Raw genomic sequence first — 25683 nt, forward strand, 5'->3', positions numbered from 1 at the left:
CATCAACCGCGTGCCGGCTCCGCTGCCGGCACATCGTGCACCAGCCACTCGGCCTGTGCCGGCAGCTGCGGCGCCGGGCAGGTGGACGGGGGGTGCCGTTCGTCGCGCGCCATCCAGTCGTCGACCACACCGGCCAACAGATCCAGCCGCAGCGGCAGGGTGATATGGTCCTCGCCGCGCATCTCGATGTAGTGCGCCCGCGGGTTGGCCTGCGCGAGTTCGCGCCCCTGGCTCACAGGAATGTGCTGGTCGCCCTGCCCGTGCAGCAGCAGCACGCAGGCGCGCGTGTCGGCCAGCGCGCGAGCCACATCCACATGGTCAAGATCGACATCGATGCGGCGGCTGGCCGCAGCAATCACCTGGTCGATGTCCTGTCCGCCATAACGCCACCGCGCATATGAGGCCACGGCCTGTGCCTTCCACCCTTCCGGCTGCAGCGCCATCAGGTGCGGAATCATCGTGCGGATGGCTACGCCGGCATTGGCGAACGACTCCATCGCGACGACGCCGGCAACCTGGTCACCGAGCTTTTCAGCGGTGAACACCGCCGTCGCCGCGCCATAGGACACGCCGAACAGATACAGGGGCCCGGTGACTTCGCCGCGTGCGCGCAGCTCAGCGATCACATCGACCACGTCGTCCGATTCGTAGGTGCCATAGCCGGAGGGTCCAGCCCCGGACTGACCGTGGTTGCGCAGGTCGAGCGTGACCACGCGATAGCCCGATCCGGCCAGCTGCAATGACCACGGCAGCATCGAATCGCCGTTCATCATCCAGCCGTGCAGGAGCACCACGGTGCCACGCGGCGCCTGTGCCCGGAACGGCTGCGGCACCGACAGGCTGAGTCCGGTGTCCAGTGGCAGGCCATTCTCATGGCGCTGCGGCAGATAGCGATAGCGGGCGCCGTAGTCGCCCGGATCGAACACGCGCCAGAAGATCGGCACGCCATCACGGCCCGGCGCGAAACCATGGCGATTGGGAATCCCGGCAATGGCCGCAGCGATGCGCGGCTGGTCAAGCAGCGTCGACACGCCGCCCGGCGCGACCAGGCGGTCGGCGAGCGAGGTGGATGCGGCATTCATCGAGGAAGAGCATGCAGCCAGCCACAGGCCGGCGCACGCCAGCAACAGCAGCAGCGGGCGCTTCATGGGCGATCAGGGAAGAAATGCGACAGCGTGGCAGCCTAGCGGGCACCGCGCTTGCCATCTATCGCGGTTCGATGACGGCTTGATGACAGCGCAGCATCGATTCAGCTTGGTGCAGGGCGCCTCCCGCGCCGCCGGTGCAATGAAGGCTGCATCTGCACGTCACTGTCACGTCACTGCCGCTGCCGACACTCCGGGGCTTCCCCCACTCGTGAAGGTCCGGTTTCGATGCCAACGCATGCGCGTATTCCCCGTATCTCGTTGCTTGCCCTGCTGATCGCGCCCACACTGGACGCCCTCGCCGAAGCACCGCAGGGAGAGGGTGACACGACACGTCGCAGCGACGCCCGCACGCTGGACCAGGTCCAGGTGATCGGCCAGGCAACCAGTTACGCCAAGACTGCGGTGCGCACGGAAACACTCAACCGGCAGCTGGTGATGAGCAGCGTCAACGACGCGCTCAACGAAGTGCCCGGCGTGGTCGTCAGCGAGGCCGATGCCACCGGTTCGTCGGTGTGGGGCACGCAGATCAGCATGCGCGGCTTCGTCACCAACCGCGATACGCAGCAGATCGGCACCACCATCGATGGCCTGCCCAATGGTGGCTCGGGCTACGGCGGTGGCTCCCTGGCCAATCGCTACATCGACACCCTGGACCTGGAAACGGTGGAGGTCAGCCAGGGCACGGCTGACATCTCCTCGCGCTCGAACGAGGCGCTGGGCGGCACCCTGAACTTCCTCACCGGCGATCCGCTGCAGGACAGCCGGCTGCGCTTCGTCGTCGGTGCCGGTGACAATGAAGCGCGCAAGTACTACGTGCGCTATGACACCGGCGTGCTTGGCGGCCACACCCGTGCCTGGGTCAGTGCATCCTCGGCGCGCGTGCACGATTGGATCGACGGCAGCGGCCGCACCCGCAACGACCATATCGCCGGCAAGTTCGTCACCGAACTGGACCGCTGGACACTCACCGGCTATCTGTCCTACAACGATGCCGACGAACCGGAATACACCAGCGTCTCGCCTCAGGGCTTCGCCACCAATCCGGACCGCGACAACCTGGTCGGCACCCTGACCGGCATTCCCTATCTGGATCAGAATTTCCGTTCCGGTTCCCGTGCCCTGCGCGAGAACACCTTCGGTTACCTGCGCGCCGCCTTCGACGGTGGCAACGGCTTCAAGGCCTCGATGGCGGCCTACGGTCATCGCATGCAGGGTCGCGGCGACTGGCTGCCGCCGTACCTGGCGCAGGTCAGCGACGATGGCAGCGGTCGCCCCGAGTCGGAGTACACCGGCGGCAGCACCGTGTACGGCGGCAGCAACCGGGGCCAGATCTACTTCGTCAATCCCGATGGCAGCGCCGCCCAGCGTCTGGCCACCTGCACGCCGCGGCTGGGCTTCACGGCCGAGTATGATCCGGGCTGCTACGCCGGCAATGTGCTCGGCGCCCAGTCCTACCGCCACACCCACTACGACAACGACCGCATGGGCGTCACTGCCGACGTCGAGTGGCGGCAGACCTTCGGCAGCATCGACAACACGGTCCGCGGTGGCCTGTGGGTGGAAAAGCTGGACCGCTCCGCACGCCGCGACTGGCACCGGCTGCTCAACGTCGGGCAGGACATCGCCTTCGATCACCAGCCGTACTGGGTCCAGTTCGAAGACCGGTACAAGGTCGATGAGCAGATGTACTACATCGAGGACGTGGCCCGCTTCGGCCCCTTCAGCGCGCGCCTGGGCGTGAAGCAGTTCTTCGTGGACCAGTCCCGCCGGCGTGTGATCGGCGCCGCCGAGAACGTCACGTCCGATTCAAAGTCCGATCCGCTGCTGTCCACCGGCTTCACCTGGGCACCCGGTGTTCAGGGCATGGAACTGTTCGCAGGCTTCTCGCAGAACTTCGCGGCCATCCCCTCCGGCGTGCTGGGCGAGACCGATCCGCAGCGCTTCCGCAACGTCGAGCCGGAGACCGCCGACAACATCGAACTCGGCATGCGCATCAGCCGCTGGCCGTTGACCGCCTCGGTCACCCTGTACAACATCAAGTTCGACAACCGCATCGTCTACCTGCCGGCCGGTTTCGTCAGCGGCATCGACTACCTGGGCGAGACCGACGGCGTCTACGAGAACTTCGGGGGCGTGGAGAGCAATGGCCTGGAAGCGGCGCTCGGATACGGCTGGGACAACGGCTGGCGGATCAACGCGGCCTATACCTACAACCGCTCGAAGTACCTCGGCAGCGGCGATTCCGCGCGTGACGCCCAGCTGGGCATCGTCGATGGCGCCAAGGTGATCGGCCAGCCCGAGCAGATCCTGGTGGTCTCGGCTGACTGGCAGGGCGAGAACTGGAACTTCGGCCTGTCAGGCCGCTACCTGGGAACGCGCTACCTCGATGCTGCCAACGCCAGCAGACTGCCCTCGGCCACGGTGTTCAATGCCAACATCGGCTTCGATCTGCAGGGCCTGTCGCCACGCCTGAAGGGCATGGGTGCGAACCTGGTGGTGAGCAATCTCACCGACAAGCGGTATCTTGCAGGTGTCGACGGCCGCGACAGCGCCTTCATCGGCGCTCCGCGCACCGTCGGCATCTCCTTCCGCGTGGACCTGTGAGTGAACCCGTGACCGATATCGGCCGTCGCCGACTGTTGCAGGCCGGCCTTGCCGCCGGCCTTTCACCGCTGCTGCCGAGCATCGCCCGGGCCGCCGCGATCGCCCCCGATGCACGCACCCGCAGCCTGCAGGACCTGCAGCACATCGTGGTGTTCATGCAGGAGAACCGCTCGTTCGATCACTACTTCGGCACCCTGCCGGGCGTGCGCGGATTCGGTGATCGTTTCGTGGCCCCCGCCGCCCCCCTGGCGGGCGGTGGCGCTGCGCGCACCCTGTGGCTGCAACCCGATGCCAGCGGCAGCCGCGCGATCGCACCGTTCCCGCTGGATACCGCCGCGCACTTCGGCTACATGCGCGTCGAAGGCACGCCGCACACCTGGCCTGACGCGCAGCGTGCCTGGGACCATGGGCGCATGGGGCAGTGGCCCAAAGCCAAGCAGAATCACTCCATGGGCTACTTCCAGCGCAGCGACCTGCCCTTCCAGTTCGCACTCGCCGATGCCTTCACCGTCTGCGATGCCTATCACTGCGCGATCCAGGCCGGCACCAACCCGAACCGGGTGTTCCTGTGGACCGGCCACAACGATCCCTTTGCCCGCGCCGGCGGCCCGGTGATCGCCAACTCCCACGACAACTTCCCGGAGCACGGCGGCCATCCGGCGTCCTACCAGTGGGCCAGCTACGTCGAGCAGCTGCAGCAGGCAGGGGTGTCCTGGCAGATCTACCAGGACATGGCCGACAACTTCACCGACAACCCGCTGGCCGGATTCGAGACCTTCCGGCAGGCGTACCGCGCTGCACCGGGCCACGATCCACAACTTCGCGCACGCGGGGTCAGCACGCGCGGGCTGGCACAGCTGCGCCAGGATGTGGTCGATGGGCAGTTGCCACAGGTCAGCTTCATCATCGCCGACGCTGCCGGCAGCGAACATCCCGGCCCCTCCAGCCCGGCGCAGGGCGCGGCCTACACCGCGCGCGTGCTCGACGCGCTGACCGCCGACCCGGAGGTCTGGAGTCGTACCGCCCTGCTGTTGATGTTCGACGAGAACGACGGCTTCTTCGACCACGTGCCGCCGCCCGCCCCGCCTTCACCGCTGGCGGATGGCTGGGCCGGCGCATCGTCGGTCGGCACCGAAGGCGAATACCATCGGCATCCTGCGCCTGGCGACGAGAAGTACGACGCCGCCGAGCTGCGTGGCCGCCCCTATGGACTGGGCCCACGCGTGCCGTTGTATGTGATCTCGCCCTGGAGCCGGGGCGGCTGGGTCGATTCGCAGGTGTATGACCACACCTCGGTACTGCGCCTGATCGAACGCCGCTTCGGTGTGCCCGCACCGGGCATCTCGCCGTGGCGGCGCGCGGTCTGTGGCGATCTGACCCACGCGTTCGATTTCGCCCAGCGCGATACCCGCCCCTTCGTGCAAGCGTTGCCTGACGTCGATGCGGTGGCCGCGCGCGCGGCGGCCCTGCCGGGCCGGACCGTGCCTGCACTGCCGGAGGGGTTGCACCCTGCACGCCAGGAAGCCGGGGTAAGACCGGCACGCGCCCTGCCCTATCGGCCGCAGGCCCGGATCACCGCATTGGCCGCCGGAAGCATCGATCTGCAGCTGGCCTGCGAAGGAGCGGCAGCGGTACTGCATGTCTACGACCGGCTGCGCCTGGACGCGATTCCGAGGCGTTACACGCTGGTGCCGGGCACGCCCGTGCAGGCGCGCTGGCCACTTGCTGCCGATGGCCGCTTCGACCTGTGGCTGCTGGGCCCCAATGGATTCCATCGCCACTTCCGCGGCGATGCCACCTCCCCGATGTTGCTGGCGGAGATGGAGCGCGCCGATGGCCAGCTTCGCCTGCGTCTGCGTAATCCAGGCGATGAGCCCTGCCGGGTCCGCGTGCAGGGAGGCGCCTATGCCGGGCACATGCCGGACCAGACGCTGGACATTGCCGCGCGCTCGGAAACATCACTGGCCTGGGATGCAGCGCCTACCGCAGGGTGGTACGACCTGCATGTCAGCGCTGGAAGCGGTGCGCTGCGCCTGGCAGGGCGCGTCGAGGATGGCCGCCCCGGCACCAGCGATCCGGCGATGGGCAGTGAACCCTTGCGGTTCCAGCACGATTGAGGTCGAGGACGAAACGCGGCAGGCCGCGTCCTGCCCCATCGAAACCGACGGAATCGGGACTGCGCGTCATTGATCTGCGATGCAGCAGTCCGCGTACACCTGCGTCGCCCGCTCGCGCGCAGCCTCGCGCTGCGCAGGGCTCAACTTCGCCTGCAACTCCTGCAGGCTCCTCGCCGGCATATGTGCCGGATTTGCCTTGGCAGCGGCCAAGGCATATGCATAGGCATTCACGCCATCGTAGGCGGTGATTCTTCCCTTGTCGTACGCGCTGGACAGGTGACTGACCGCATCGAGGCTTCCCGTTGCCGCAGCATCATGGAGATGGCGCATCGCACTCTCCCGCCATCTGACCAGGGATTCCGGATTCGCAAGCCACTCCGACGGAGGGCCGATGACGTTCTCGGGATCGGCCGCGTAAAGCAGCTTGGCTTCGATTGAACCCTGCGAGGCGGCCCTGGCAAGCCATGCTCCATGATAGAAGGCAGGCGCAGCTACCAGGGACGCACACTCGCCCAGACGACGCTCATCATTGACCAACGAGGCAGGATCCGGCGTCATGCCTGCATTACGAAGGAAATCGAATGACGCGACCGGATCATGCTTGATCAGGTTCCTGCACTCGCGCACCGTCAACTCCATCAGATAGCTCGCATCCGCATCACCGGCGTCGGAACGCTGCTTCATCACCCTCATGTACTCAAGCGCATCGCCCGGCGGCCGCCGCTCACGGTTGCCGGCAATCTCGTATGCCTTCGGACCTACCCGGCGGAAGACCTGGGGATTCGGCGGCTGTGGACCCGTTCGCGCAGCGGCACGATGCTGCTTTGAGGGCACGGGTGCGACGTCAGTGCGGCCTTGCGTGTGAGGCGCGTGCGCCGCAATCGCCTGCGGCATGGAATCCGCGCGGCCCCACAGGACATAACCGCCGGTCAACACGACAACTGCCACGCCGCCCACGATCAGAGCGCGCTTCAAGGAAATCTGCATCCGCACTTCCCGTCCCATCGATCGCCGATCCGTCGGCGTACCGGCTCAGCACATCAGAACCTGCAATCCAAGTCCAGCAATCAGCGCAGACTCGATTCCTGCAGGTGATGGGCAACGTGCTGCACGGGAGAATTCCGGCCACAAAAAAGCCCCTGTCTCCAGGGGCTTTTCTGAGTATCTGGCGGAGTGAGAGGGATTCGAACCCTCGATAGAGCTTTTGACCCTATACTCCCTTAGCAGGGGAGCCCCTTCGGCCACTCGGGCATCACTCCGGGGATTTCACCGCAGGGGTGCGTCGCACCTCAGCGGGGCGTGAATCATAACGTTAATCACGCGCGAAGGTAAAGCCTTATTCCGCAGAATTTTCACCACCGGCGCTGCCGGCTTCGTCACCACGCTGGATGCGCTGGTAGATCTCTTCGCGATGCACAGCGACGTCCTTCGGCGCAGTGATGCCGATACGTACCTGGTTACCCTTGACGCCGAGCACGGTGACGCTCACCGAGTCACCGATCATCAAGGTTTCGCCGACGCGGCGAGTCAGGATCAACATTTTTGTAAGTCTCCATGGAACCGTGTGGAAGGGTATCCCCCACCGGCTTGACGCTTCGTCAAGAAGCGCTACCACGACAAAGGGAAAAGATTCGCAATGGTACCGTCAGCCGTCCCGCTCCTACAAGAAGGGGGACGGCAGGCTTCATCACAGGCGGGGGCTGACCCATTCGACGACGGCAGCCAGTGCAGTGGCAAGGGCGGGCCCGTCCTCGCCACCACCCTGGGCGAGGTCCGGGCGTCCGCCGCCCTTGCCCCCGATCTGACCGGCGATATGCGACAACAGTTCCCCGGCCTTGACCCGGCCCGTTGCACTGCCGTTCACGCCGGCGACCAGGGCGGCCTTGCCGTCCTGGGCACCTGCCAGCACGATCACCGCGTCTCCCAGCTGCTGCTTCAGGCGGTCCACGGCATCGCGCAGCGCCTTGGCGTCGAAGCCCTCCAGGCGGGCCGCCAGCACCTTCACGCCCGCGACCTCGACCGCCTGGCTGGAAAGGTCGGCGGTCGCACCCGCGGCAACCTTGGCCTTCACCGCTTCCAGTTCACGTTCCAGCTGCTTCTGGCGCTGGCCAAGCGCCCGGATCTTCTCGACCACGTCGGCAGCACTGCCACCCAGCAGCTCGGCCGCCTCGGACAACCGCGCCTCTTCGGCATCGACGTAATCCAGGGCGCCCTGACCGGTGACCGCTTCGATGCGACGCACGCCCGCAGAGACACCGCCTTCCGAGGTGATCTTGAACAGGCCGATATCACCGGTGCGCTTGACGTGGGTGCCACCACACAGTTCGGTGGAATAGTCGCCCATTTTCAGTACCCGGACCTGTTCGCCGTACTTCTCTCCGAACAGTGCCATTGCGCCGAAATCGAGTGCTTCCTGCATGCCCATGGAGTGCACTTCGGCAACATTGTTGGCACGCACCTGCTGATTGACCTTGCGCTCGATCACGGCCAGTTCTTCGGCACTGATCGGCTGGAAATGCGAGAAATCGAAACGCAGGCGGTCCGGCGCCACCAGCGAGCCCTTCTGCTGCACGTGCGTGCCCAGCACTTCGCGCAGGGCCGCGTGCAGCAGGTGGGTGGCCGAGTGGTTGAGGATGGTGGCGCCGCGGCGCTCACTGTCGACCTCGCCAGCCAGCACATCGCCCACCTTCAGGTCGCCTTCGGTCAGGGTACCGACATGGCCGTGGAACTGGCCCGCGAACTTCTGGGTGTCTTCCACCGCCAGGCGCACGCCGTTGCCGGTCATTACGCCGGTATCGCCGACCTGGCCGCCGGACTCGGCATAGAACGGCGTCTGGTTGGTGATGACGATGACGGCATCGCCGGCACTGGCCGACTGTACCGGACGCCCCTCCTTGAGCAGCGCCAGCACGGTCAGGTCGCCGGCCTGCAGGCGGTCGTAGCCCAGGAACACGGTCGGGGTGAGCGTCGCCACCAGCTCGGCCGGCAGGGTCACGCCACCGCCGAACTTGCCCGCGGCACGCGCGGTCTCGCGCTGCTGCTCCATCGCCGCATCGAACCCAGCGATATCGACCGTCAGGTCACGCTCGCGGGCGATGTCCTGGGTCAGGTCCAGGGGGAAGCCATAGGTGTCGTAAAGGCGGAAGGCGTCACTACCCGGGATCACGCCATTGCCGGCCCTCGCCGCAACGTCTTCGAAGATTTTCATGCCGGCGTCGAGCGTCTCGGCGAACCGCTCCTCCTCAGCCTGCAGCGCGCGGGTCACGGTGTCCGCTGCCGCCGGCAGCTCCGGATAGGCCTCGCCCATCTGTGCAACCAGCGTCGGCACCAGCTTGCTGAAGAACGGCTGGCGCACACCCAGCATCCAACCATGGCGCAGCGCGCGGCGGATGATACGGCGCAGCACATAGCCCCGTCCTTCGTTGGAAGGCAGGACGCCATCGACGATCAGGAACGAGCAGGCGCGGATGTGGTCGGCAATCACGCGCAGCGACTTGTTCTCCAGGTCGGAGGTACCGGTTAGCTCGGCGGCCTTGCGGATCAGAGCCTGGAACAGGTCGATCTCGTAGTTCGTGTGGACATGCTGCAGGATCGCCGCAAGACGTTCCAGGCCCATGCCGGTATCCACGCACGGCGCCGGCAGCGGCACCAGAGTGCCGTCCGGCTGGCGGTCGAACTGCATGAACACGAGATTCCAGATCTCGATGAAGCGGTCGCCATCCTCATCCGGCGACCCCGGAGGACCGCCGGCAATGTGGTCGCCGTGGTCGTAGAAAATCTCGGTGCACGGACCACACGGGCCGGTGTCGGCCATCTGCCAGAAGTTGTCCGAAGCGAACGGCGCGCCCTTGTTGTCGCCGATCCGCACGATGCGCTCTTCCGGCACCCCCACCATGTCGCGCCACAGTTCGTAGGCTTCGTCGTCGGTCTGGTAGACAGTCACCAGCAGGCGCTCGGCAGGCAGCTTCCAGACCTGGGTCAGCAGCTCCCACGCCCACGCAATCGCGTCCTTCTTGAAGTAGTCACCAAACGACCAGTTGCCCAGCATTTCAAAGAAGGTGTGATGGCGGGCGGTGTAGCCGACCTGGTCAAGATCGTTGTGCTTGCCACCCGCGCGCAGGCAGCGCTGGACATCGGCCGCGCGCACGTAGCTGCGCTTCTCGGCACCGAGGAACACGTCCTTGAACTGCACCATGCCGGAGTTGGTGAACAGCAGGGTCGGATCGTTGCCAGGCACCAGCGGTGCCGACGGCACGATGGTATGGCCTTTGCCCTTGAAGAATTCAAGGAAATCGCTGCGGATCTGGGAGGTCGTGAATTTAGCGGGTGCGTTCATTGGGGGCTGGCAGTCTGCGGGCCGGCGGACCCGGACCACCGGCCGCCTGGGCCAGGGTCGCGACGGACCGCCGAAAACCTAAAGGGTATCAGGCCCGGCGCCGCCAGTCTCAATCGTCAGGGTCGTAGCGGGTCGCACGGCGGATGCTGTCACCGTCGAAGCCCCGCCGCGCCAGCAGATCTGCCGCTTTGCGGCGCTGCGCCAGGTCCTGTGGGCCGGCCTCGCCAAAGCGGCGGCGGACCAGATCACGGGCGTTCTCCTGCCAGTCGCCCTCGTAGCTGTCCATCGCTGCGGCAATCGCGGCACTGTCCAGCCCATGGGTCCCCAGTTCGGCACGCACATGGATGGGGCCGTAACCGGTGTTGGCCCGCATGCGTACCAGGTTCTCAGCAAACCGGGTGTCGTCCTGCCACCCCGCCTCGGTCAGCTTGGCGACCGCTGCCTGCGCGGCTTCGTCTTCGATACCCCGCGCAGTCAGTTTGCGGGTCAATTCCTTGCGTGAATGCTCCCGGCGGACCAGCAGGCCCAGTGCCCGCTGCACCGGCGTCTGCTCGCGAGGCCGGCGCTTTCGGCCTGTCGAGGTAGGTTCGTCGCTGTCGGACATCAATCCCTCCAGGGGTGGCGCCGTCCCTGGCACCCTGCCCATCCTGGGCGGTTCGAACCTGCGGGGTAGAGCGACGTCACTGACGGCGTCACCCTACCCCGCAGCAAGACTTACTCGTCGTCGCCTTCGTCGTCGCCGTCCTCACGGACGGCCTCGGACGGCTGGAATTTCTCGCGCAGCTCGGCTTCGAGCTTGGCGGCGACGGTCGGGTTGTCACGCAGATAACCGCGGGCGTTGTCCTTGCCCTGGCCGATGCGCTCTTCGCCATAGCTGTACCAGGCACCGGCCTTCTCGACCAGCTTGGCATCCACGCCCATGTCGATCAGTTCACCTTCACGGCTGATGCCTTCGCCATACAGGATCTCGGTGATTACCTGCTTGAACGGCGGGGCCAGCTTGTTTTTGACGACCTTGATCTTGGTCTGGTTACCGATGATCTCATCGCCCTTCTTGATCGCACCGATGCGGCGGATGTCCAGGCGGACCGAGGCGTAGAACTTCAGCGCATTGCCACCTGTAGTGGTCTCCGGGCTCTGGCCCGGCATCATCACGCCGATCTTCATGCGCAGCTGGTTGATGAAGATCACCAGCGTGTTCGAGCGCTTGATGTTGCCGGTCAGCTTACGCAGCGCCTGGCTCATCAGGCGGGCCTGCAGACCCGGCAACTGGTCGCCCATCTCGCCCTCGATTTCGGCCTTCGGGGTCAATGCCGCGACCGAGTCGATCACCAGGATGTCCACCGAGCCGGAACGGACCAGCATGTCGGCGATTTCCAATGCCTGTTCACCGGTATCGGGCTGCGACAGCAGCAGGTCGTCCACGTTCACGCCAAGCTTGGCGGCATAGATCGGGTCGAGAGCGTGCTCGGCATCGATGAAGGCAGCGGTGCCTCCCATCTTCTGGCACTCGGCGATGGCCTGCAGCGTCAGCGTGGTCTTGCCCGAGGACTCCGGTCCATAGATTTCCACCACGCGGCCCTTCGGCAGCCCCCCGATGCCCAATGCGATGTCGAGCATCAGCGAACCGGTCGGGATGGCTTCGACGGGCTCGACCACACGGTCGCCCATGCGCATCACCGAGCCCTTGCCGAACTGCTTTTCGATCTGGCCCAGAGCAGCAGCCAATGCGCGCTTCTTGTTCTCGTCCATCGTATTGGTCCTTGCAGAGGTCATTTCGTTGGGGGTGCTGTCTTTGGGGGTCTTCTTTGCCATGGGTTCACTTTAAGGCGGACGTATCGCACAGGCTGAGATTCTGCCCGGCGCTTTGAAAAGAATTATCGGACATCCGTACCAACCTCGGTGGAACCAGAGAATCGCCACAAAAGACCGCGGGGTAACGCACCTTCGAACGCTTCAGCGATTCGGCCGCAACAGGCCGCAGTACAGGCCTTCGATCGAAAAGTCCTGGTCGGGAAGCACTTCGATCGGCTTGTAATCGGGGTTCCGGGGCAACAGCCGGATACGGTCCTTCGCGATCTTCAGCAGCTTGACGGTGATCTCATCATCGATGCGCGCCACCACGATCTGCCCCGAATGGGCGTCGCGGGTGCGGTGCACGCCGATCAGGTCACCATCGAAGATGCCTTCGTCGATCATCGAGTCACCCTGCACCTTCAGCAGGTAATCCGGCGCGGGCGAAAAGAACACCCGGTCCAGCACCACGAAATCGTCCGAGCCGATATCCGCGCCGATAGGGAGGCCGGCGGCGACCCGCCCCAGTACTGGCAGCCGCAGCACGCTGTCGGGCAGCCCGGGCTCGGCCAGGGTCTCCACGGGGGGAGCCTGCACCAGGCGGATGCCCCGGGCCTGGCCGGGAATGCGGCGGATCGCTCCCGCCTGCTCCAGCGCCTCCAGGTGGTACTGGGCCGCGCGTACGCCCTTGAAGCCGAACGCACGTGCGATTTCAGTCTGCGACGGCGGCGCGCCTTCGCTCTCGATACGCTCGGCGATCAACTGCAGGATCGCCTGCTGGGTGTCGGTCAGGTCCATGGTTAGTAGTATTACTACTAACTGCGGGAACTGCAAGTGCCGGACACGACAGGGCAAAGCATGCCGGGCGATACCGCGGCGAACGACACTCAGTCGTGCCTGCCACTTCTCCAGATGGAGAACAGGATCCAGACGCCGCAGATACCGGCCCCGACGAATCCGGAAACCCCAAGCGCCAGCAGCCAGCGGCTGGAGACCCCACCGACGCTGTGCATGACGATCGATGAGCCGATGATCAGCGCTGCAGTCACGATGCCCATCACCATGCGATTGGCCGCACGGTTCACCTGCTCGCCAAAGCCCTGCAGCGCACTGGTCTCGACCTTCAGCTGCAGGCGCCCGCGGCGCGCCGCCTGCACCAGCTTGCGCAGATCGCGCGGCAGATCGCCGGCGAAGTCGATCATTCCCAACAGGCTGCGCCGGCCGCGTTTGAGCAATGCCCGCGGCGCGTAGCGCTGCAGTACCACCCGCTCCAGGAAGGGGCGTGCGGCACTGGCCATGTCGAAGTCCGGGTCGAGCTGCCGGCCCATGCCTTCCAGGGTGAGGAACGCCTTGATCATCAGGGCGAGGTCGGCCGGCAGGGTCAGGCTGTAGCTGCGCAGCAACTGGGTGATGTCGCCCAGCATCAGGCCGATGCGCAGATCCTTCAGCGGCACGCCACGGTACTGGTCGACGAACTGGCTGATGTCGTGCTGCAGCCGGTTCTCATCCACCTCCACGCCCCCGGCCCAGTCAAGCAGGACGTCGGCCACCCCCTGCGGGTCCTGTTCGACCAGCCCGTGCAGCAGTTGCGCAACCTGGAAGCGACGCACTTCGGACAGTGCCCCGACCATGCCGAAGTCGATCACGCCGATGCGGCCGTCACGCAGATAGATGATGTTGCCCGGGTGTGGATCGGCGTGGAAGCTGCCGTCCTCCAGCACCATCTTCAATACGATGTTGGCACCGCGCCGCGCCAGTTCACGACGGTCCAGCCCTGCTGCGTCCACGCCGGCAAGATCCCGGCCCGGAATGCCGTCCACGAAGTCCTGCACGTTCAGGCTTTCGCAGGTCCACTGCCAATGCACGCCGGGAACAAGGATGTCGTCGCGACCTTCAAAGTTGCGTGCGATGCGCTCCGCGTTGCGGCATTCGGCCGCGAAATCGAGTTCGCGCCGCAGCGATACGGTGAACTGCTGCACCACCTCTGCCGGCCGGTAACGGCGCAGATCCGGAAGACGCGCCTCGACGATTTCGGCCAGCCGTGCCAGCAGGCGCAGGTCGGCTTCGACCACGTCACGGATGCCGGGACGACGCACCTTCAGCACCACTTCGCGGCCGTCCAGCAGGCGCGCGCGATGGGCCTGCGCCAGCGAGGCCGCCGCCATCGGTGTTTCGTCGAGGAAGGCGAATACCTGCTGCGGAGGCGCGCCCAGATCGGCCTCCAGCTGCGCGCGGATCTGCGCATACGGAAGGGCCGGTACCGCATTCTGGAGTTCGGAAAGCTCGGCGATCCACTCCGGCGGCAGCAGATCGACACGGGTCGCCAGCACCTGTCCGAGTTTGACGAACGTCGGACCGAGGTCCTGCAGGGCGCTGCGCACCCGCACCGGCGCGGTCATCCGCAGCAGATGCTGGCGGTCCTCGTTCCAGTGCAGCAGGCGCCCGGCACGCTCCAGCACCGTGGCCAGGCCGATCCGGCGCACCACGTCGCCGAAGCCATAACGGATCAGGACCGCGGCAATTTCCTGCAGCCTCCCCAGGTCACGGACGGTGCCCAGCGTTTCCCACATCATGCGTGCTCCGGACGATTACCGCAGCAGCATGTCACAGCTGGGCGTCGATACCGTGCAATGCCGCAGCGACGGTTTGCCTGCGGATGGCTTCGCGGTCGCCATCGAACTGGAACAGTTCCGCCCGGGCGTATCCGCCGCGGCGCTTCCAGCCGATCCAGACGCTGCCGACCGGCTTGTCCGGGCTGCCGCCACCAGGACCGGCAATGCCGGTAACCGCCACCGCGATGCCGGCACCGGAGTTGATCAGGGCGCCGGACACCATCTCCAGCACCGTTTCGCGGCTCACCGCACCGAACTGCTCCAGCGTCTGCGCACGTACCCCCAGCAGACGCTGCTTGGCTTCGTAGCTGTAGACCACCATGCCGCAGTCGAAGAACGCCGAGGAACCGGCGATGTCGGTCATGGTCTTGGCGATCCAGCCGCCACTGCAGCTTTCAGCCGTCACAAGCTGCAGCGAGGCCTGCTGCAGGCGCTGCCCGAGTGCGGCAGCCTGGGCGTTGAGGTCGGCGTCGGTAGGGATGGACATCGAGATGACAGTGGGGTGAAGAACCCGCCTGTTGTACCGCAGATCGCAGACGCGTGTCGCGTCCCGGCCGGTACGCGCCCGACTACGCAGCGGCGCGCACCGGGATTGTGCGGCGCTATCTCACCATTCCGGCAGCTTTTCCGGCAGCAGGGCACGGATCGGCCCGCCATCAATGCCCGCCGCGAGTTTTTCGGCTTCGGCAATCGGAAGATCGACCTGCAGCAGCCAGCCCTCCTCGTCTGCCTGCTCGCTGCGGATCACTTCCAGCTGATGCAGGCGCGCGCGCAGGCGGCCCGCATCCGGCGGCAGGCGCAGCTCCCCGGTCACATGCTGCAACCCCAGGCGCTTGCCCAGCACCGCCTGCAACAGCTCCAGGCCCTGCCCGTCACGCGCGGAGATCCAGACCCGCTCGCGGCGCGACTCGTCCGGCACGCCATCCTGACCATCGTGGCGCACTTCGGCGCCCTCGATACGGTCGATCTTGTTGAACACCAGCAGCTGCGGCAGATCACCCGCACCGACCGCAGCCAGCACCTCGTCGACCTGGGCGATGCGCTCCTCGCGGTGCGGATCGGCCGCATCGACCACGTGCAGCAGGAAATCGGCCTCGCGGGCCTCGGACAGGGTCGAGCGGAACGCGGCCACCAGGTCGTGCGGCAGGTCGCGGACGAAGCCAACGGTGTCGGCCAGCACGACGTTGCCACCCGGCACAGCGATGCGGCGCACCGTCGGGTCCAGGGTCGCGAACAGCTGGTCGGCCGCATAGGCCTCGGCGCCGGTCATCGCGTTGAACAGGGTCGACTTGCCGGCATTGGTGTAACCCACCAGGGCCACACGTGGCAGTTCGCTGCGCACGCGCGCACGGCGCATCTGGGTGCGCTGGACTTCGACCTTCTCCAGCCGCTTCTGCAACTGCTCCACCCGCTTCTGCAGCAGACGGCGGTCGGTTTCCAGCTGGGTTTCACCCGGGCCGCGCAGGCCGATCGAACCACCGCGCTGGCGCTCCAGATGGGTCCAGCCGCGCACCAGCCGCGTCGCAAGGTGGCGCAGCTGCGCCAGCTCGACCTGCAGCTTGCCTTCGTGGCTGTGAGCGCGCTGCGCGAAGATGTCCAGGATCAAGCCGGTACGGTCGATCACCCGGCGCTCCAGAAAGCGTTCCAGGTTGCGTTCCTGGCCGGGGCTCAGCGCATGGTTGACCAGCACCAGATCGGCGCCGGTGGCGTCGGCTGCTGCCTTGATCTCATCCAGCTTGCCGCTGCCGATCAGGGTCGAGGGATTGGGACGGTCCAGGCGCGCGGTGATCGTGGCAGCGATGCTGGCCCCTGCCGAGCGGGCCAGATCACCGAACTCTTCCAGCACGTCGTCTTCCAGCTTGCCGAAGTGCGGCTGGATCAGCAGGGCATGTTCACCCTTTTTCGAGCGGTCAAACATTCACCGCTCCGGTCTTACTCGTCTGCTTCATCACCCGCCTGACCACCTTCACCCGACTGCACATAACCACCGCCCGGCCCAACCTTCACATTGCGTGCCGGCACCACGGTGGAGATCGCATGCTTGTAGACCATCTGGCTGACCGTATTGCGCAGCAGGACCACGAACTGATCGAACGACTCGATCGTGCCCTGCAGCTTGATGCCGTTGACCAGGTACACCGAAACCGGCACGCGCTCGCGCCGCAGTGCATTCAAGAAAGGATCCTGCAGCGATTGCCCCTTGGACATTGCTCACTCCTGATTATTGTTCTTATTGGGTTGCCGGCGGCCGCCGCGGCCCCCGAGCCGCCCGCCGGACAGTGATGTTACACGGCTGGCGGCGGTTCAGCGTGCGACGAAGGTCGACACTGCGTCGGCCAGCCGCTCGTGGTCGATATGGGGGTCGAACCAGCGCGCATCAAGCTCACCCCGCAGCCAGGTCAGCTGCCGCTTGGCCAGCTGTCTGGTGGCGAAGATCGCCTTGTCGCGGAAGCCGCCGGCATCGATCCGGCCGTCCAGATGATCCCAAGCCTGGCGGTACCCGACCGCACGCACCGCCGGCAGGTCCAGCGGTGCCGCGACAGCGGCCATTTCCGGCATCGCGCGCAGATCGCGCACTTCGTCGAGGAAGCCCTGGGCCAGCATGGCATCGAAGCGGGCCTCGATCCGCCGGTGCAGGATTGCCCGGTCGTGCGGCGCCAAGACCAGCTTCAGGGTGCGTACCGGCAGCGGCGCCACGCCGGGCCGGCGCTGCCACTCGCTGATCGGCGTTCCCGTCAGCCGATAGACCTCCAGCGCCCGCTGGATCCGCTGTGGGTCTGTCGCATGGATGCGGGCAGCAGCGGCGGGGTCCACCTTCGCCAGTTCGGCATGCAACGCGGCCCAACCGCGCTCGGCGGCCTCGGCTGCCAGCGTGGCGCGCAGGGCCGGGTCGGCCTCCGGCATGGGGGACAGTCCCTGCAGCAGGGCGCGGAAGTACAGGCCGGTGCCCCCGGCCAGGATCGGCATCCGTCCACGCGCAACGATGTCGGCGACGACGCGGCCGGCGTCGGCGGCGAACTCCGCCGCTGAGTAGGTCTGCCACGGATCACGCAGGTCCAGCAGATGATGCGGCGCCTGTGCGCGCTCGGAAACGTCGGGCTTGGCCGAACCGATATCCAGATGGCGATAGACCAGCGCCGAGTCAACGCTGACGATCTCGCCATCCAGCTGCCGGGCCAGGGCGATCGCGGTGGCCGTCTTGCCACTGGCGGTCGGCCCCATCACGGCAATCGCCAGCGGCCGCCGGTCAACGCCCATCAGTCTTCGTCCGGCCAGCTGATCGTCGGCCGGGTGTCATCGCGTGGCGCCGGCACGGCGTCCACTGCCTGCCAGATCTTCAGTGCATCGACGGTGGCGGCGACGTCATGTACACGCACGATACGCGCACCGCGCTGCACGGCAATTAGGTGCGCCGCCACCGACGCCGCCACCCGCTCGGCCGGCGCGTCACGCCCGGTCAGCTCGCCAAGGCTGCGCTTGCGCGACAGGCCCGCCAGCATCGGCACGCCCAGTTCCAGAAAACGCTCCGAACGCGCCAACAGGGTCATGTTGTGCGTGGTGTTCTTGCCGAAGCCGAAACCCGGATCGATGACCAGATGCTTCTTCGCGATGCCGGCCATCTCGGCGGCGAACAGGCGCTGCACGAGAAACCCGTGGACTTCGGCAACGACGTCGTCGTAGTGCGGATCGGCCTGCATGTTGCCCGGCTCGCCCTGCATGTGCATCAGCACCACCGGCACGTTGGCCGCAGCGGCCGCTTCCAGCGCGCCGTCCTGGCGCAGGCCGAAGATGTCGTTGATCATGCCGGCGCCGGCGGCCACCGCCGCGCGCATCACCTCAGGCTTGAAGGTATCGATGCTGATCGGCACGGCGGTACGCGCCGCAAGCTGCTCGATGACCGGAACGATGCGGCGGAGCTCTTCCTCCACCGATACCGGTACAGCGCCGGGACGGGTCGATTCACCCCCGATGTCGAGCAGGTCGGCGCCCTCTTCCACCAGCTTCAGGCCATGCGCGACTGCGGCCTCCGTGGTGTCATGGTGCCCCCCGTCAGAGAACGAATCCGGGGTGACGTTGACGATGCCCATGACCCGGGCACGGTCCAGGCGCAGGATGCGACCGGCGCAGTCGAGCTGGGGCGAGGTATCGAACATGGGCAATCCTGCAGGGACAACGGCGGGTAGTTTAGTTCGGCAGGGCTGCGCCCTGCACCCGCAGAGGCCAGGGCGACAACAACAGCCAGAGCAACAGCTGGTTTGCTGATGAAAGGCGGGGCCGGTCCGGTTGCAGGGCGTCAGCTCTGCCGAAACCCCTCAACGGCGGCGGCGCTTGCGGTCCACGTACAGGGTCCTGGCAATGCTCAGGACGATGCCGACCGCAATACCCACCACGCAGCCCAGCAGCAGATTGTCGGCCCCCAGGCCCACACCCACGCCGACCACGGTGGCGATGACCATCTCGACGGTGTGGGAAATCGGTTCGGGCTTCGGGGTGGACATGCGGGCTCCAGCGTCAGATCGGTTCTTCGGGGTGGGCCGAGGGCCCGGAAACGACGAAGCCGGGTTGCCCCGGCCTCGTCTGATGTCACGTGCGGCGGGGCCGTCAGTGCGATTCGGCCGGACCGGCGATCGGCGGCAGCGGACGGGCATCACCGCCCTTGTCGTTGCTGCCACCGTCCTTGTTCGACTTGTTCCAGCCCGCCGGCGGCGGCGGCTCGCGACCTTCCATGATGGCGTCGATCTGCGGCGCGTCGATGGTCTCGTACTGCAGCAGCAGCTGCGACATCGTGTGCAGCTTGTCGATGTTGTCGGTCAGCAGCTGGGTGGTGCGGGCGTAGGCCTTGTCGAGGATGTTGCGCACTTCCTCGTCAATGCGGCGCGCGGTGTCGTTGGACACGCTCTTGTGCTGCGTCACCGAGCGGCCCAGGAAGACTTCGTCGTCCTCCTCGCCATAGGCGATCGGACCGAGTTCTTCGGACAGGCCCCACTTGGTGACCATGTTGCGGGCCATCTTGGTGGCGCGCTCGATGTCGTTGGACGCACCCGTAGTGACCTTGTCGGTGCCGAAGATCAGCTCTTCGGCGACGCGGCCGCCGTACAGCGAGCACAGCTGCGACTGGATCGCCACGCGGTTCATCGAGTACTTGTCGCCCTCAGGCAGGTACATGGTCACACCCAGGGCGCGGCCGCGCGGAATGATCGTGACCTTGTAGACCGGGTCGTGCTCGGGCACCAGGCGGCCGACGATGGCATGGCCGGCTTCGTGGTAGGCGGTGAGGGTCTTCTCCTCCTCGCTCATGGCCATCGAACGGCGCTCGGCACCCATCAGGATCTTGTCGCGGGCACGGTCGAAGTGGTCCATGCGGACTTCCTTCTCGTTGCCACGCGCGGCAAACAGGGCTGCCTCGTTGCAGAGGTTGGCCAGGTCCGCGCCGGAGAAGCCCGGGGTACCGCGTGCGATCACCAGCGGCTCGACGTCGTCGGCCAGCGGCAGCTTGCGCATGTGCACCTTCAGGATGTGCTCGCGGCCCTTCACGTCGGGCAGACCGACCACCACCTGGCGATCGAAGCGACCCGGGCGCAGCAGTGCCGGGTCCAGCACGTCCGGGCGGTTGGTCGCGGCGATCACGATCACGCCTTCGCCACCCTCGAAGCCATCCATCTCGACCAGCAGCTGGTTCAGGGTCTGCTCGCGCTCGTCGTGGCCGCCGCCCAGGCCGGCACCACGGTGGCGGCCGACGGCATCGATCTCGTCGATGAAGATGATGCACGGGGCGTGCTTCTTGGCCTGCTCGAACATGTCACGCACGCGGCTGGCGCCGACGCCGACGAACATTTCCACGAAGTCCGAACCGGAGATCGAGAAGAACGGCACCTTCGCCTCACCGGCGATGGCCTTGGCCAGCAGCGTCTTGCCGGTACCCGGCGGGCCGACCATCAGCACGCCACGCGGAATCTTGCCGCCCAGCTTGGTGAACTTGGACGGGTCGCGCAGGAAGTCGACCAGTTCGCCCACTTCCTCCTTGGCCTCGTCGCAGCCGGCGACATCGGCGAAGGTGACCTTGATCTGGTCCTCGCCCTGCAGCTTGGCGCGCGATTTGCCGAAGGACATCGCGCCCTTGGCGCCGCCGCCGCCGCCCTGCATCTGGCGCATGATGAACAGCCAGAAGCCGATGATCAGGATGACCGGCAGGAAATTCATCAGGATCGCGCCCAGGGAGATGCCGCTGGAGGGCTCCTCCTGCACGATCTCGACGTTCTTGGTGCGCAGCACGTTGATCAGGTCGCGATCGAACGGCGCGGTGATGGTGGACGACTGTCCACCACGGGTGGTGTAGGTGATCTGGCTGGTGCCGCCGCGCATGTCGCCGCCGAAGGCGACCTTCTGCACGTTGCCGCTGTCCACCTGGTCCAGGAACTGCGAATAGGACGCACCCTGCGCACCGGCCCCGGAGGACTTGGGCGAGAAGCTCTGGAAGACCACCATCAGCACGACGGCGACGACCACCCATAGCAGGAGGTTCTTGGTCAAGTCGTTCATCCTCATTGGCTCCGGTGTTCCTCTCAGTGCGGGCGTTGCGTTGGGGTTGAAACTTACGTTGCGAGCTTACTTCATGTGGGCGCGTTTGCCCTGACCCAAGGCGTACACCTCGGGAGAGCGTTTGCGCGACGCTTCCGGCTTGCGGATGGAGACCTTGTCGTAGCGACGGCGCATTTCACGCACGTAGTCGTCAAAGCCCACACCCTGGAACAGCTTGATCAGGAACGCCCCGCCGGTCTTCAGGTGGTTGTCGGCGAAGTCCAGCGCCAGCTCCGCCAGATGCATCATCCGCGGCTGGTCGACCGCGTCCATGCCACTTTTATTGGGGGCCATGTCCGACAGCACAAGGTCCACCGGCTCGTCCCCGAGCATGGCTTCGAACTGAGATAGGACGGCTTCTTCCCTGAAGTCACCGTGAAGGAACTCCACGCCCGCCAGCGGCGGCATGTCCAGGATGTCCAGCGCCAGCACGCGGCCGGTATCGCCCATCTGTCTCCGAACCTGCTGAGACCATCCGCCAGGGGCGGCACCGAGGTCCACCACGACCATGTTCCGCTTCAGCAGGCGGTCACGTTCAAGCAACTCTTCAAGCTTGTAGGCCGCCCGCGAGCGCATGCCTTCGGCCTGCGCCTTCTTCACGAAGGGGTCGGAGAAGTGTTCCTTGAGCCAGCGCTGGCTGCTTTTGCTGCGGGTTGCCATTGGAAATAGGGGCTGATGGGGCCGTCATGATACCCTGATCCCCCCATTCAACCGTCTTTTCCTGCATGTCCATCGCCCTGACCGCCTCCCAGACCCGTTTCCTGCGCGGCCAAGCCCACGACCTGAAGGCCCTGCTGCAGACCGGCGGCAAGGGAGTGACCCCGGCCTTCATCGCGGAGCTGAACGAAGTGCTGGAGCGCCACGAGCTGGTCAAGGTCAAGGTCGCAGCCGAGGACCGCGAGGCCCGGGACGCGATGATCGGCGAGATCGTCGAAGCCACCGACAGTGCGCTGGTACAGCGCATCGGTCACGTTGCCGTGCTGTATCGCCCGAGCAGGGAACAGCGCCAGATCGTGCTGCCGCGCGGCTGATCGCGCTACCGCCATGCAGCTGAACCACGAGCCGCCCGATTACGCCTACAGCCTGCGCGCTGCCGATGGCCGCTCGGCCAAGGTCAATGACACGGTGCTGGCCAGCAGCTTTCTGCTGACGCCGGACCAGCTGGTCGAACATTGGCCTGTCGCCGACGCGGCGGCGCTGACGGTGGCCGACCTGGAACCGGTGCTGGCACTGAGTCCTGCATTGATCGTGCTGGGAACCGGCGAGCGGCAGGTGTTTCCGTCGGCTGCGGTCATGGCCGCCTGCCTGTCGCGCGGGATCGGCCTGGAAGTGATGAACAACCCGGCCGCGGCGCGCACCTTCAACATCCTTGCCGGCGAAGGCCGCAAGGTGGCGGCCGCGTTCATCCTGGAAGGTTGAGGACCACCGCCGGGCATGGCCCGGCGCTACCTTGGTGCACGTACGCCGGGCATGGCCCGGCGCTACCGTACCTGCCTGCGCTAGCGCGCTGGCAGGTACTGCTGCGGATCGACCGGCTTGCCGTTGTAGCGGATTTCAAAGTGCAGCATGTCGCGATTCGCGCCGGTGCGCCCCATCTCGGCAATCTGCTCACCCGCCTTCACGCTCTGTCCCTCATTGACCAGGCGCTTGCGGTTGTGGCCGTAGGCCGACAGCCACTGGTCACTGTGCTTGATGATGATCAGCTCGCCATAGCCGACCAGTCCGGCGCCCGAGTACACCACCACACCGTTGGCGGTGGCCTTGACGGCCTGCCCGCTGGTGCCGGCAATGTCGACGCCCTGCTTGGTTGCGTCGCCTGCCACGTAGCGGCCCACGATCGCGCCATCGGCTGGCCAGCGCCAGGCGATGTTGCTCTTCACCGGACCGGCCGGTGCCGTGGCCGGTGCCGTGCTGCCGCCGCTGCGCGGCGCGGTGACCACGGTGGTCGGTGCGCGGCCGCTGCTGGCCCCCGGCGGATACAGGCGGATGACCTGCCCCGGATAGATCGTCGACGGGTTGTCCAGGCTGTTCCACGCGATCAGATCGGCCGGGGTGATGTCGTGGATGCGGGCCAGCGCGTAGATCGTGTCGCCCTTGCGCACGACCACGGTCTGCCCCGGCTTGGCCACCGAAGTCTTGGGCGTAGTGACCGCCGCCCCGCCACCACTGCCATTGGGCCGCACCACCGTGGCAGTGCCACAGGCAGCCAGGCCGGAAACCAGCAGCACCAGCGCGCCGACGCGCACTCCCTTGCTCAGACGATCAGCACTCATGCGAACTTCGACCTCCATACAAGCCAGGCGATCAGCACCACCACCAACGCGGTGGCGATCCAGCCCAGCGGTTCAATCCAGCGACGCAGCGCCGCTTCGGCGCGCGCTCCACCGATGCGGATCACGGCAGCGAGCACATACACGCGCTTGCCGCGTCCGATCAGCATGCTCAGCAGGTACTGCGGCATCGGTACGCCGACGATACCCGATGCCCACGTGAAGACCTTCATCGGGATCGGCATGAAGCCGCCCAGGACCAGGAACGTGAACACCGCCCACGGCGATTCGGCCATCTTCTCCTGCACGGTGGTGATGCCCTGTTCGATTGCCGGCAACATGCCCAGCACTTCGAACAACGGCTTGATCGCCTCGAATGCGAAGTGACCCAGCGCATAGCCGACCACGGCACCGACCATCGAACCGGCCAGGCTGAGGGTCGCGAACCACCACCCGCGCCGGGGTTGAGCCACGCACATCGGGGCCAGCATCACTTCCGGCATCACCGGAAAGATGATCGCCTCGAAAAAACTCAGCACCGTCAGGTAGGTCGGCGCGCGTTCGTGCGCCGCCCACTTCATCGCCCGCTCGTACAGCGGTCCGAAAATCTTCATGCAACCCTGCTCCGTGGATTCAATCCAGCATGCCAGACAGCAGCGGCACGAAGGTGACCGGTGCCAGCACGCGCTGTTCGACGCTGCCGTCGGCCCTGCGGTCCAGTTGCACCAGCGACTGTGCACTGGCACCGCCGACCGGCGCCACCAGCCGGCCACCTTCGGCCAGCTGCTCGATCAGTGCGTCGACCAGCGCCGGGGCCGCAGCTGTGACGACGATGGCATCGAACGGGCCGTGCTCGGCCCAGCCGACACGGCCGTCATCGTGCTTGGTGCGGATGTTCATGCCGAGTGCGCGGAACCGCTTGCGGGCCTGCCGCAGCAGGTCGCCGATGCGCTCCACGGTGTAGACCTCCAGACCCAGTGCACCAAGCACGGCGGCCTGGTAGCCGGAGCCCGTCCCCACCTCCAGCACCCGCTTGGGCGCCACCTGCACGACCGCTTCGGTCATCCGGGCCACCACCCAGGGTTGCGAGATGGTCTGGCCGTGGCCGATCGGCAGCGCGGTGTCTTCATAGGCCCGCGAGGCCAGGGCCTCGTCGATGAACAGATGGCGGGGCACCACCCGGATCGCGTTCAGCGTGGACTCGTCGACGATGCCGGCTTCGCGCAGGCGATCGACCAGACGATCGCGGACGCGCTGTGACGTCATGCCGATGCCGACGGCTTCCGGTTGCAGGCGCAGGCGTGGGCTCATGCCGGCTGGTCCAGCGCGGCGCTAAGACCGCCGACCCAGCTGGCCACTTTCTCAAGCGCCTGATAGCGGGTCAGATCCACCTGGATCGGGGTGATCGAGATATGCCCGGTACGCACCGCGTGGAAGTCGGTGCCGGGGCCGGAGTCCTGCTCGCGGCCCGCCGGACCGATCCAGTACACCTCGTTGCCGCGTGGATCCTTCTGCGGGATGCAGCCTTCGGCGCGATGGCGGTTGCCCAGCCGGGTGACTTCGAAACCCTTGACCTCGGTCCACGGCAGGTCGGGCACGTTGACGTTGAGGATGGTGTCCGCCGGCAGCGGGTCGGCCTTGAGGCGGGCGACGATTTCCACGGCGGCACGCGCCGCGGTCTCGAAGTGACGGGGATCGTGATTGCGGGTCACCAGGGACACCGCCACCGCGGGCAGGCCGAGGAAGCGCCCCTCCATCGCCGCCGAGACGGTTCCGGAATAGATCACGTCGTCACCCAGGTTGGCGGCGTTGTTGATGCCCGACACGACAATGTCGGGTTCGAACTCCAGCAGGCCGGTCAGCGCCAGATGCACGCAGTCGGTGGGCGTGCCGGCCACCGACACGGTGTAGTGATCGATGCGCTTGAGCCGGATGGGCAGGTCCAGGGTCAGTGAATTGCTGGCGCCTGAGCGATCGCGGTCGGGTGCGACCACCGTCACTTCGTGGCCGGCGTCACGCAGTACCGAGGCAAGCATCCGGATACCTGCGGCGTCGACGCCATCGTCGTTACTGACCAGAATTCGCATCTTCGATTTAACCGCTTGATTTTCCAAGAATTCGATTCCGTCACCGTGCGGTGTTGGCGGGACCGTCGTGCTTCCCTGCGGAAGCCGACGACCCTGCAGGGGCATCATCTATTGTGCCGCATGCGAGCCGCAGGTC

At 66.3% G+C, this 25683-nt stretch carries 24 protein-coding genes and 1 tRNA gene; 4 read left to right on the forward strand and 21 right to left on the reverse strand.

The genetic code is table 11. The features are described from left to right. Positions 1 to 2: 2 nt before the first annotated feature. A complete protein-coding gene (locus tag IMX13_RS00405; RefSeq protein ID WP_180876655.1) occupies positions 3 to 1148 on the reverse strand; it encodes an alpha/beta fold hydrolase in 1146 nt (381 codons plus the stop codon). Between the two features lie 225 nt (positions 1149 to 1373). Here IMX13_RS00405 and IMX13_RS00410 point away from each other — a divergent pair, with 225 nt between their 5' ends. Together IMX13_RS00410 and IMX13_RS00415 are read left to right on the forward strand one after the other, a co-directional pair. After that, positions 1374 to 3752 carry a TonB-dependent receptor gene (locus IMX13_RS00410; protein WP_193395531.1) on the forward strand — a complete coding sequence of 793 codons (2379 nt, stop codon included), beginning with the start codon at positions 1374 to 1376 and terminating at the stop codon, positions 3750 to 3752. 8 nt (positions 3753 to 3760) lie between these two features. Then, on the forward strand, positions 3761 to 5869 hold the full coding sequence (locus IMX13_RS00415; protein WP_193395532.1) for a phospholipase C, phosphocholine-specific: 2109 nt from the start codon (positions 3761 to 3763) through the stop codon (positions 5867 to 5869). A gap of 66 nt (positions 5870 to 5935) precedes the next feature. On the opposite strand, the gene IMX13_RS00420 is transcribed toward IMX13_RS00415, so the two are convergent. The 16 genes from IMX13_RS00420 to rlmE form a co-directional block, all read right to left on the reverse strand. Continuing rightward, complete coding sequence (locus IMX13_RS00420) at positions 5936 to 6856, reverse strand: hypothetical protein (protein ID WP_193395533.1); 921 nt, start codon at positions 6854 to 6856, stop codon at positions 5936 to 5938. A gap of 179 nt (positions 6857 to 7035) precedes the next feature. Continuing rightward, positions 7036 to 7128, reverse strand: a tRNA-Ser gene (locus IMX13_RS00425). Between the two features lie 77 nt (positions 7129 to 7205). Continuing rightward, positions 7206 to 7409, reverse strand: coding sequence for a carbon storage regulator CsrA (gene csrA / locus IMX13_RS00430; RefSeq protein ID WP_053520007.1), 204 nt, complete (start codon positions 7407 to 7409; stop codon positions 7206 to 7208). A 147-nt stretch (positions 7410 to 7556) separates the two neighbouring features. Next, positions 7557 to 10205, reverse strand: a complete 2649-nt coding sequence (alaS, locus tag IMX13_RS00435) for an alanine--tRNA ligase (RefSeq protein ID WP_193395534.1) — start codon at positions 10203 to 10205, stop codon at positions 7557 to 7559. 109 nt (positions 10206 to 10314) lie between these two features. After that, positions 10315 to 10809, reverse strand: coding sequence for a recombination regulator RecX (recX, locus tag IMX13_RS00440; protein WP_111186069.1), 495 nt, complete (start codon positions 10807 to 10809; stop codon positions 10315 to 10317). Positions 10810 to 10919: 110 nt separating this feature from the next. Then, the gene (gene recA, locus IMX13_RS00445) at positions 10920 to 11957 is read right to left on the reverse strand and encodes a recombinase RecA (protein ID WP_128990793.1); all 1038 of its coding nucleotides are present in this window, start codon (positions 11955 to 11957) and stop codon (positions 10920 to 10922) included. Positions 11958 to 12161: 204 nt separating this feature from the next. Further along, positions 12162 to 12797 carry a transcriptional repressor LexA gene (gene lexA, locus IMX13_RS00450; RefSeq protein WP_074901220.1) on the reverse strand — a complete coding sequence of 212 codons (636 nt, stop codon included), beginning with the start codon at positions 12795 to 12797 and terminating at the stop codon, positions 12162 to 12164. A gap of 89 nt (positions 12798 to 12886) precedes the next feature. Continuing rightward, positions 12887 to 14569 (reverse strand): 2-polyprenylphenol 6-hydroxylase, encoded by a 1683-nt coding sequence (gene ubiB, locus IMX13_RS00455; protein ID WP_065181390.1) that lies wholly within the window; start codon positions 14567 to 14569, stop codon positions 12887 to 12889. 34 nt (positions 14570 to 14603) lie between these two features. Beyond that, entirely contained in the window at positions 14604 to 15098 is a 495-nt protein-coding gene (locus IMX13_RS00460) for a CinA family protein (RefSeq protein WP_053520002.1), read from the reverse strand. 120 nt (positions 15099 to 15218) lie between these two features. Beyond that, positions 15219 to 16529, reverse strand: a complete 1311-nt coding sequence (gene hflX, locus IMX13_RS00465) for a ribosome rescue GTPase HflX (protein WP_065174932.1) — start codon at positions 16527 to 16529, stop codon at positions 15219 to 15221. A 14-nt stretch (positions 16530 to 16543) separates the two neighbouring features. After that, complete coding sequence (gene hfq / locus IMX13_RS00470; protein WP_004152891.1) at positions 16544 to 16819, reverse strand: RNA chaperone Hfq; 276 nt, start codon at positions 16817 to 16819, stop codon at positions 16544 to 16546. A 96-nt stretch (positions 16820 to 16915) separates the two neighbouring features. Next, the gene (gene miaA, locus IMX13_RS00475) at positions 16916 to 17869 is read right to left on the reverse strand and encodes a tRNA (adenosine(37)-N6)-dimethylallyltransferase MiaA (protein ID WP_193395535.1); all 954 of its coding nucleotides are present in this window, start codon (positions 17867 to 17869) and stop codon (positions 16916 to 16918) included. After that, a complete protein-coding gene (folP, locus tag IMX13_RS00480) occupies positions 17869 to 18765 on the reverse strand; it encodes a dihydropteroate synthase (RefSeq protein WP_193395536.1) in 897 nt (298 codons plus the stop codon). Before folP ends, miaA begins: the two co-directional genes overlap by 1 nt. 159 nt (positions 18766 to 18924) lie before the next feature. Continuing rightward, positions 18925 to 19110, reverse strand: coding sequence for a hypothetical protein (locus IMX13_RS00485; protein WP_193395537.1), 186 nt, complete (start codon positions 19108 to 19110; stop codon positions 18925 to 18927). Positions 19111 to 19213: 103 nt separating this feature from the next. Beyond that, a complete protein-coding gene (gene ftsH / locus IMX13_RS00490) occupies positions 19214 to 21151 on the reverse strand; it encodes an ATP-dependent zinc metalloprotease FtsH (protein WP_053519737.1) in 1938 nt (645 codons plus the stop codon). Positions 21152 to 21217: 66 nt separating this feature from the next. Continuing rightward, a complete protein-coding gene (gene rlmE / locus IMX13_RS00495; RefSeq protein WP_053519736.1) occupies positions 21218 to 21850 on the reverse strand; it encodes a 23S rRNA (uridine(2552)-2'-O)-methyltransferase RlmE in 633 nt (210 codons plus the stop codon). Between the two features lie 65 nt (positions 21851 to 21915). Here rlmE and yhbY point away from each other — a divergent pair, with 65 nt between their 5' ends. Together yhbY and IMX13_RS00505 are read left to right on the forward strand one after the other, a co-directional pair. Further along, positions 21916 to 22221: a ribosome assembly RNA-binding protein YhbY gene (yhbY, locus tag IMX13_RS00500; protein ID WP_053519735.1), complete on the forward strand. Its 306-nt coding sequence runs from the start codon at positions 21916 to 21918 to the stop codon at positions 22219 to 22221. 13 nt (positions 22222 to 22234) lie between these two features. Then, positions 22235 to 22609 carry an Mth938-like domain-containing protein gene (locus IMX13_RS00505; RefSeq protein WP_053519734.1) on the forward strand — a complete coding sequence of 125 codons (375 nt, stop codon included), beginning with the start codon at positions 22235 to 22237 and terminating at the stop codon, positions 22607 to 22609. 80 nt (positions 22610 to 22689) lie between these two features. Here IMX13_RS00505 and IMX13_RS00510 read toward each other — a convergent pair whose 3' ends face one another. Genes IMX13_RS00510 through surE form a run of 4 tightly spaced genes read right to left on the reverse strand, consistent with a single transcriptional unit; the run spans position 22690 to position 25547 of the window. Continuing rightward, a complete protein-coding gene (locus tag IMX13_RS00510; RefSeq protein WP_053519733.1) occupies positions 22690 to 23463 on the reverse strand; it encodes a peptidoglycan DD-metalloendopeptidase family protein in 774 nt (257 codons plus the stop codon). After that, positions 23460 to 24074 carry a YqaA family protein gene (locus tag IMX13_RS00515; protein WP_053519732.1) on the reverse strand — a complete coding sequence of 205 codons (615 nt, stop codon included), beginning with the start codon at positions 24072 to 24074 and terminating at the stop codon, positions 23460 to 23462. Before IMX13_RS00515 ends, IMX13_RS00510 begins: the two co-directional genes overlap by 4 nt. Positions 24075 to 24093: 19 nt before the next feature. Further along, positions 24094 to 24771, reverse strand: coding sequence for a protein-L-isoaspartate(D-aspartate) O-methyltransferase (locus IMX13_RS00520; RefSeq protein WP_053519731.1), 678 nt, complete (start codon positions 24769 to 24771; stop codon positions 24094 to 24096). Further along, positions 24768 to 25547: a 5'/3'-nucleotidase SurE gene (surE, locus tag IMX13_RS00525; RefSeq protein WP_053519730.1), complete on the reverse strand. Its 780-nt coding sequence runs from the start codon at positions 25545 to 25547 to the stop codon at positions 24768 to 24770. Before surE ends, IMX13_RS00520 begins: the two co-directional genes overlap by 4 nt. Positions 25548 to 25683: the final 136 nt, after the last annotated feature.

The organism is Stenotrophomonas sp. B2 (genome assembly GCF_014947095.1).
Lineage (GTDB): Bacteria > Pseudomonadota > Gammaproteobacteria > Xanthomonadales > Xanthomonadaceae > Stenotrophomonas > Stenotrophomonas maltophilia_P.

Bases quoted from the DNA above. Each gene is read 5' to 3' on its own strand.
- IMX13_RS00405 (WP_180876655.1), bottom strand. From the start codon at position 1,148: ATGAAGCGCCCGCTGCTGCTGTTGCTGGCGTGCGCCGGCCTGTGGCTG.
- IMX13_RS00410 (WP_193395531.1), top strand. From the start codon at position 1,374: ATGCCAACGCATGCGCGTATTCCCCGTATCTCGTTGCTTGCCCTGCTG.
- IMX13_RS00420 (WP_193395533.1), bottom strand. From the start codon at position 6,856: ATGCAGATTTCCTTGAAGCGCGCTCTGATCGTGGGCGGCGTGGCAGTT.
- csrA (WP_053520007.1), bottom strand. From the start codon at position 7,409: ATGTTGATCCTGACTCGCCGCGTCGGCGAAACCTTGATGATCGGTGAC.
- alaS (WP_193395534.1), bottom strand. From the start codon at position 10,205: ATGAACGCACCCGCTAAATTCACGACCTCCCAGATCCGCAGCGATTTC.
- recX (WP_111186069.1), bottom strand. From the start codon at position 10,809: ATGTCCGACAGCGACGAACCTACCTCGACAGGCCGAAAGCGCCGGCCT.
- recA (WP_128990793.1), bottom strand. From the start codon at position 11,957: ATGGACGAGAACAAGAAGCGCGCATTGGCTGCTGCTCTGGGCCAGATC.
- lexA (WP_074901220.1), bottom strand. From the start codon at position 12,797: ATGGACCTGACCGACACCCAGCAGGCGATCCTGCAGTTGATCGCCGAG.
- ubiB (WP_065181390.1), bottom strand. From the start codon at position 14,569: ATGTGGGAAACGCTGGGCACCGTCCGTGACCTGGGGAGGCTGCAGGAA.
- IMX13_RS00460 (WP_053520002.1), bottom strand. From the start codon at position 15,098: ATGTCCATCCCTACCGACGCCGACCTCAACGCCCAGGCTGCCGCACTC.
- hflX (WP_065174932.1), bottom strand. From the start codon at position 16,529: ATGTTTGACCGCTCGAAAAAGGGTGAACATGCCCTGCTGATCCAGCCG.
- hfq (WP_004152891.1), bottom strand. From the start codon at position 16,819: ATGTCCAAGGGGCAATCGCTGCAGGATCCTTTCTTGAATGCACTGCGG.
- miaA (WP_193395535.1), bottom strand. From the start codon at position 17,869: ATGGGCGTTGACCGGCGGCCGCTGGCGATTGCCGTGATGGGGCCGACC.
- folP (WP_193395536.1), bottom strand. From the start codon at position 18,765: ATGTTCGATACCTCGCCCCAGCTCGACTGCGCCGGTCGCATCCTGCGC.
- IMX13_RS00485 (WP_193395537.1), bottom strand. From the start codon at position 19,110: ATGTCCACCCCGAAGCCCGAACCGATTTCCCACACCGTCGAGATGGTC.
- ftsH (WP_053519737.1), bottom strand. From the start codon at position 21,151: ATGAACGACTTGACCAAGAACCTCCTGCTATGGGTGGTCGTCGCCGTC.
- rlmE (WP_053519736.1), bottom strand. From the start codon at position 21,850: ATGGCAACCCGCAGCAAAAGCAGCCAGCGCTGGCTCAAGGAACACTTC.
- yhbY (WP_053519735.1), top strand. From the start codon at position 21,916: ATGTCCATCGCCCTGACCGCCTCCCAGACCCGTTTCCTGCGCGGCCAA.
- IMX13_RS00505 (WP_053519734.1), top strand. From the start codon at position 22,235: ATGCAGCTGAACCACGAGCCGCCCGATTACGCCTACAGCCTGCGCGCT.
- IMX13_RS00510 (WP_053519733.1), bottom strand. From the start codon at position 23,463: ATGAGTGCTGATCGTCTGAGCAAGGGAGTGCGCGTCGGCGCGCTGGTG.
- IMX13_RS00515 (WP_053519732.1), bottom strand. From the start codon at position 24,074: ATGAAGATTTTCGGACCGCTGTACGAGCGGGCGATGAAGTGGGCGGCG.
- IMX13_RS00520 (WP_053519731.1), bottom strand. From the start codon at position 24,771: ATGAGCCCACGCCTGCGCCTGCAACCGGAAGCCGTCGGCATCGGCATG.
- surE (WP_053519730.1), bottom strand. From the start codon at position 25,547: ATGCGAATTCTGGTCAGTAACGACGATGGCGTCGACGCCGCAGGTATC.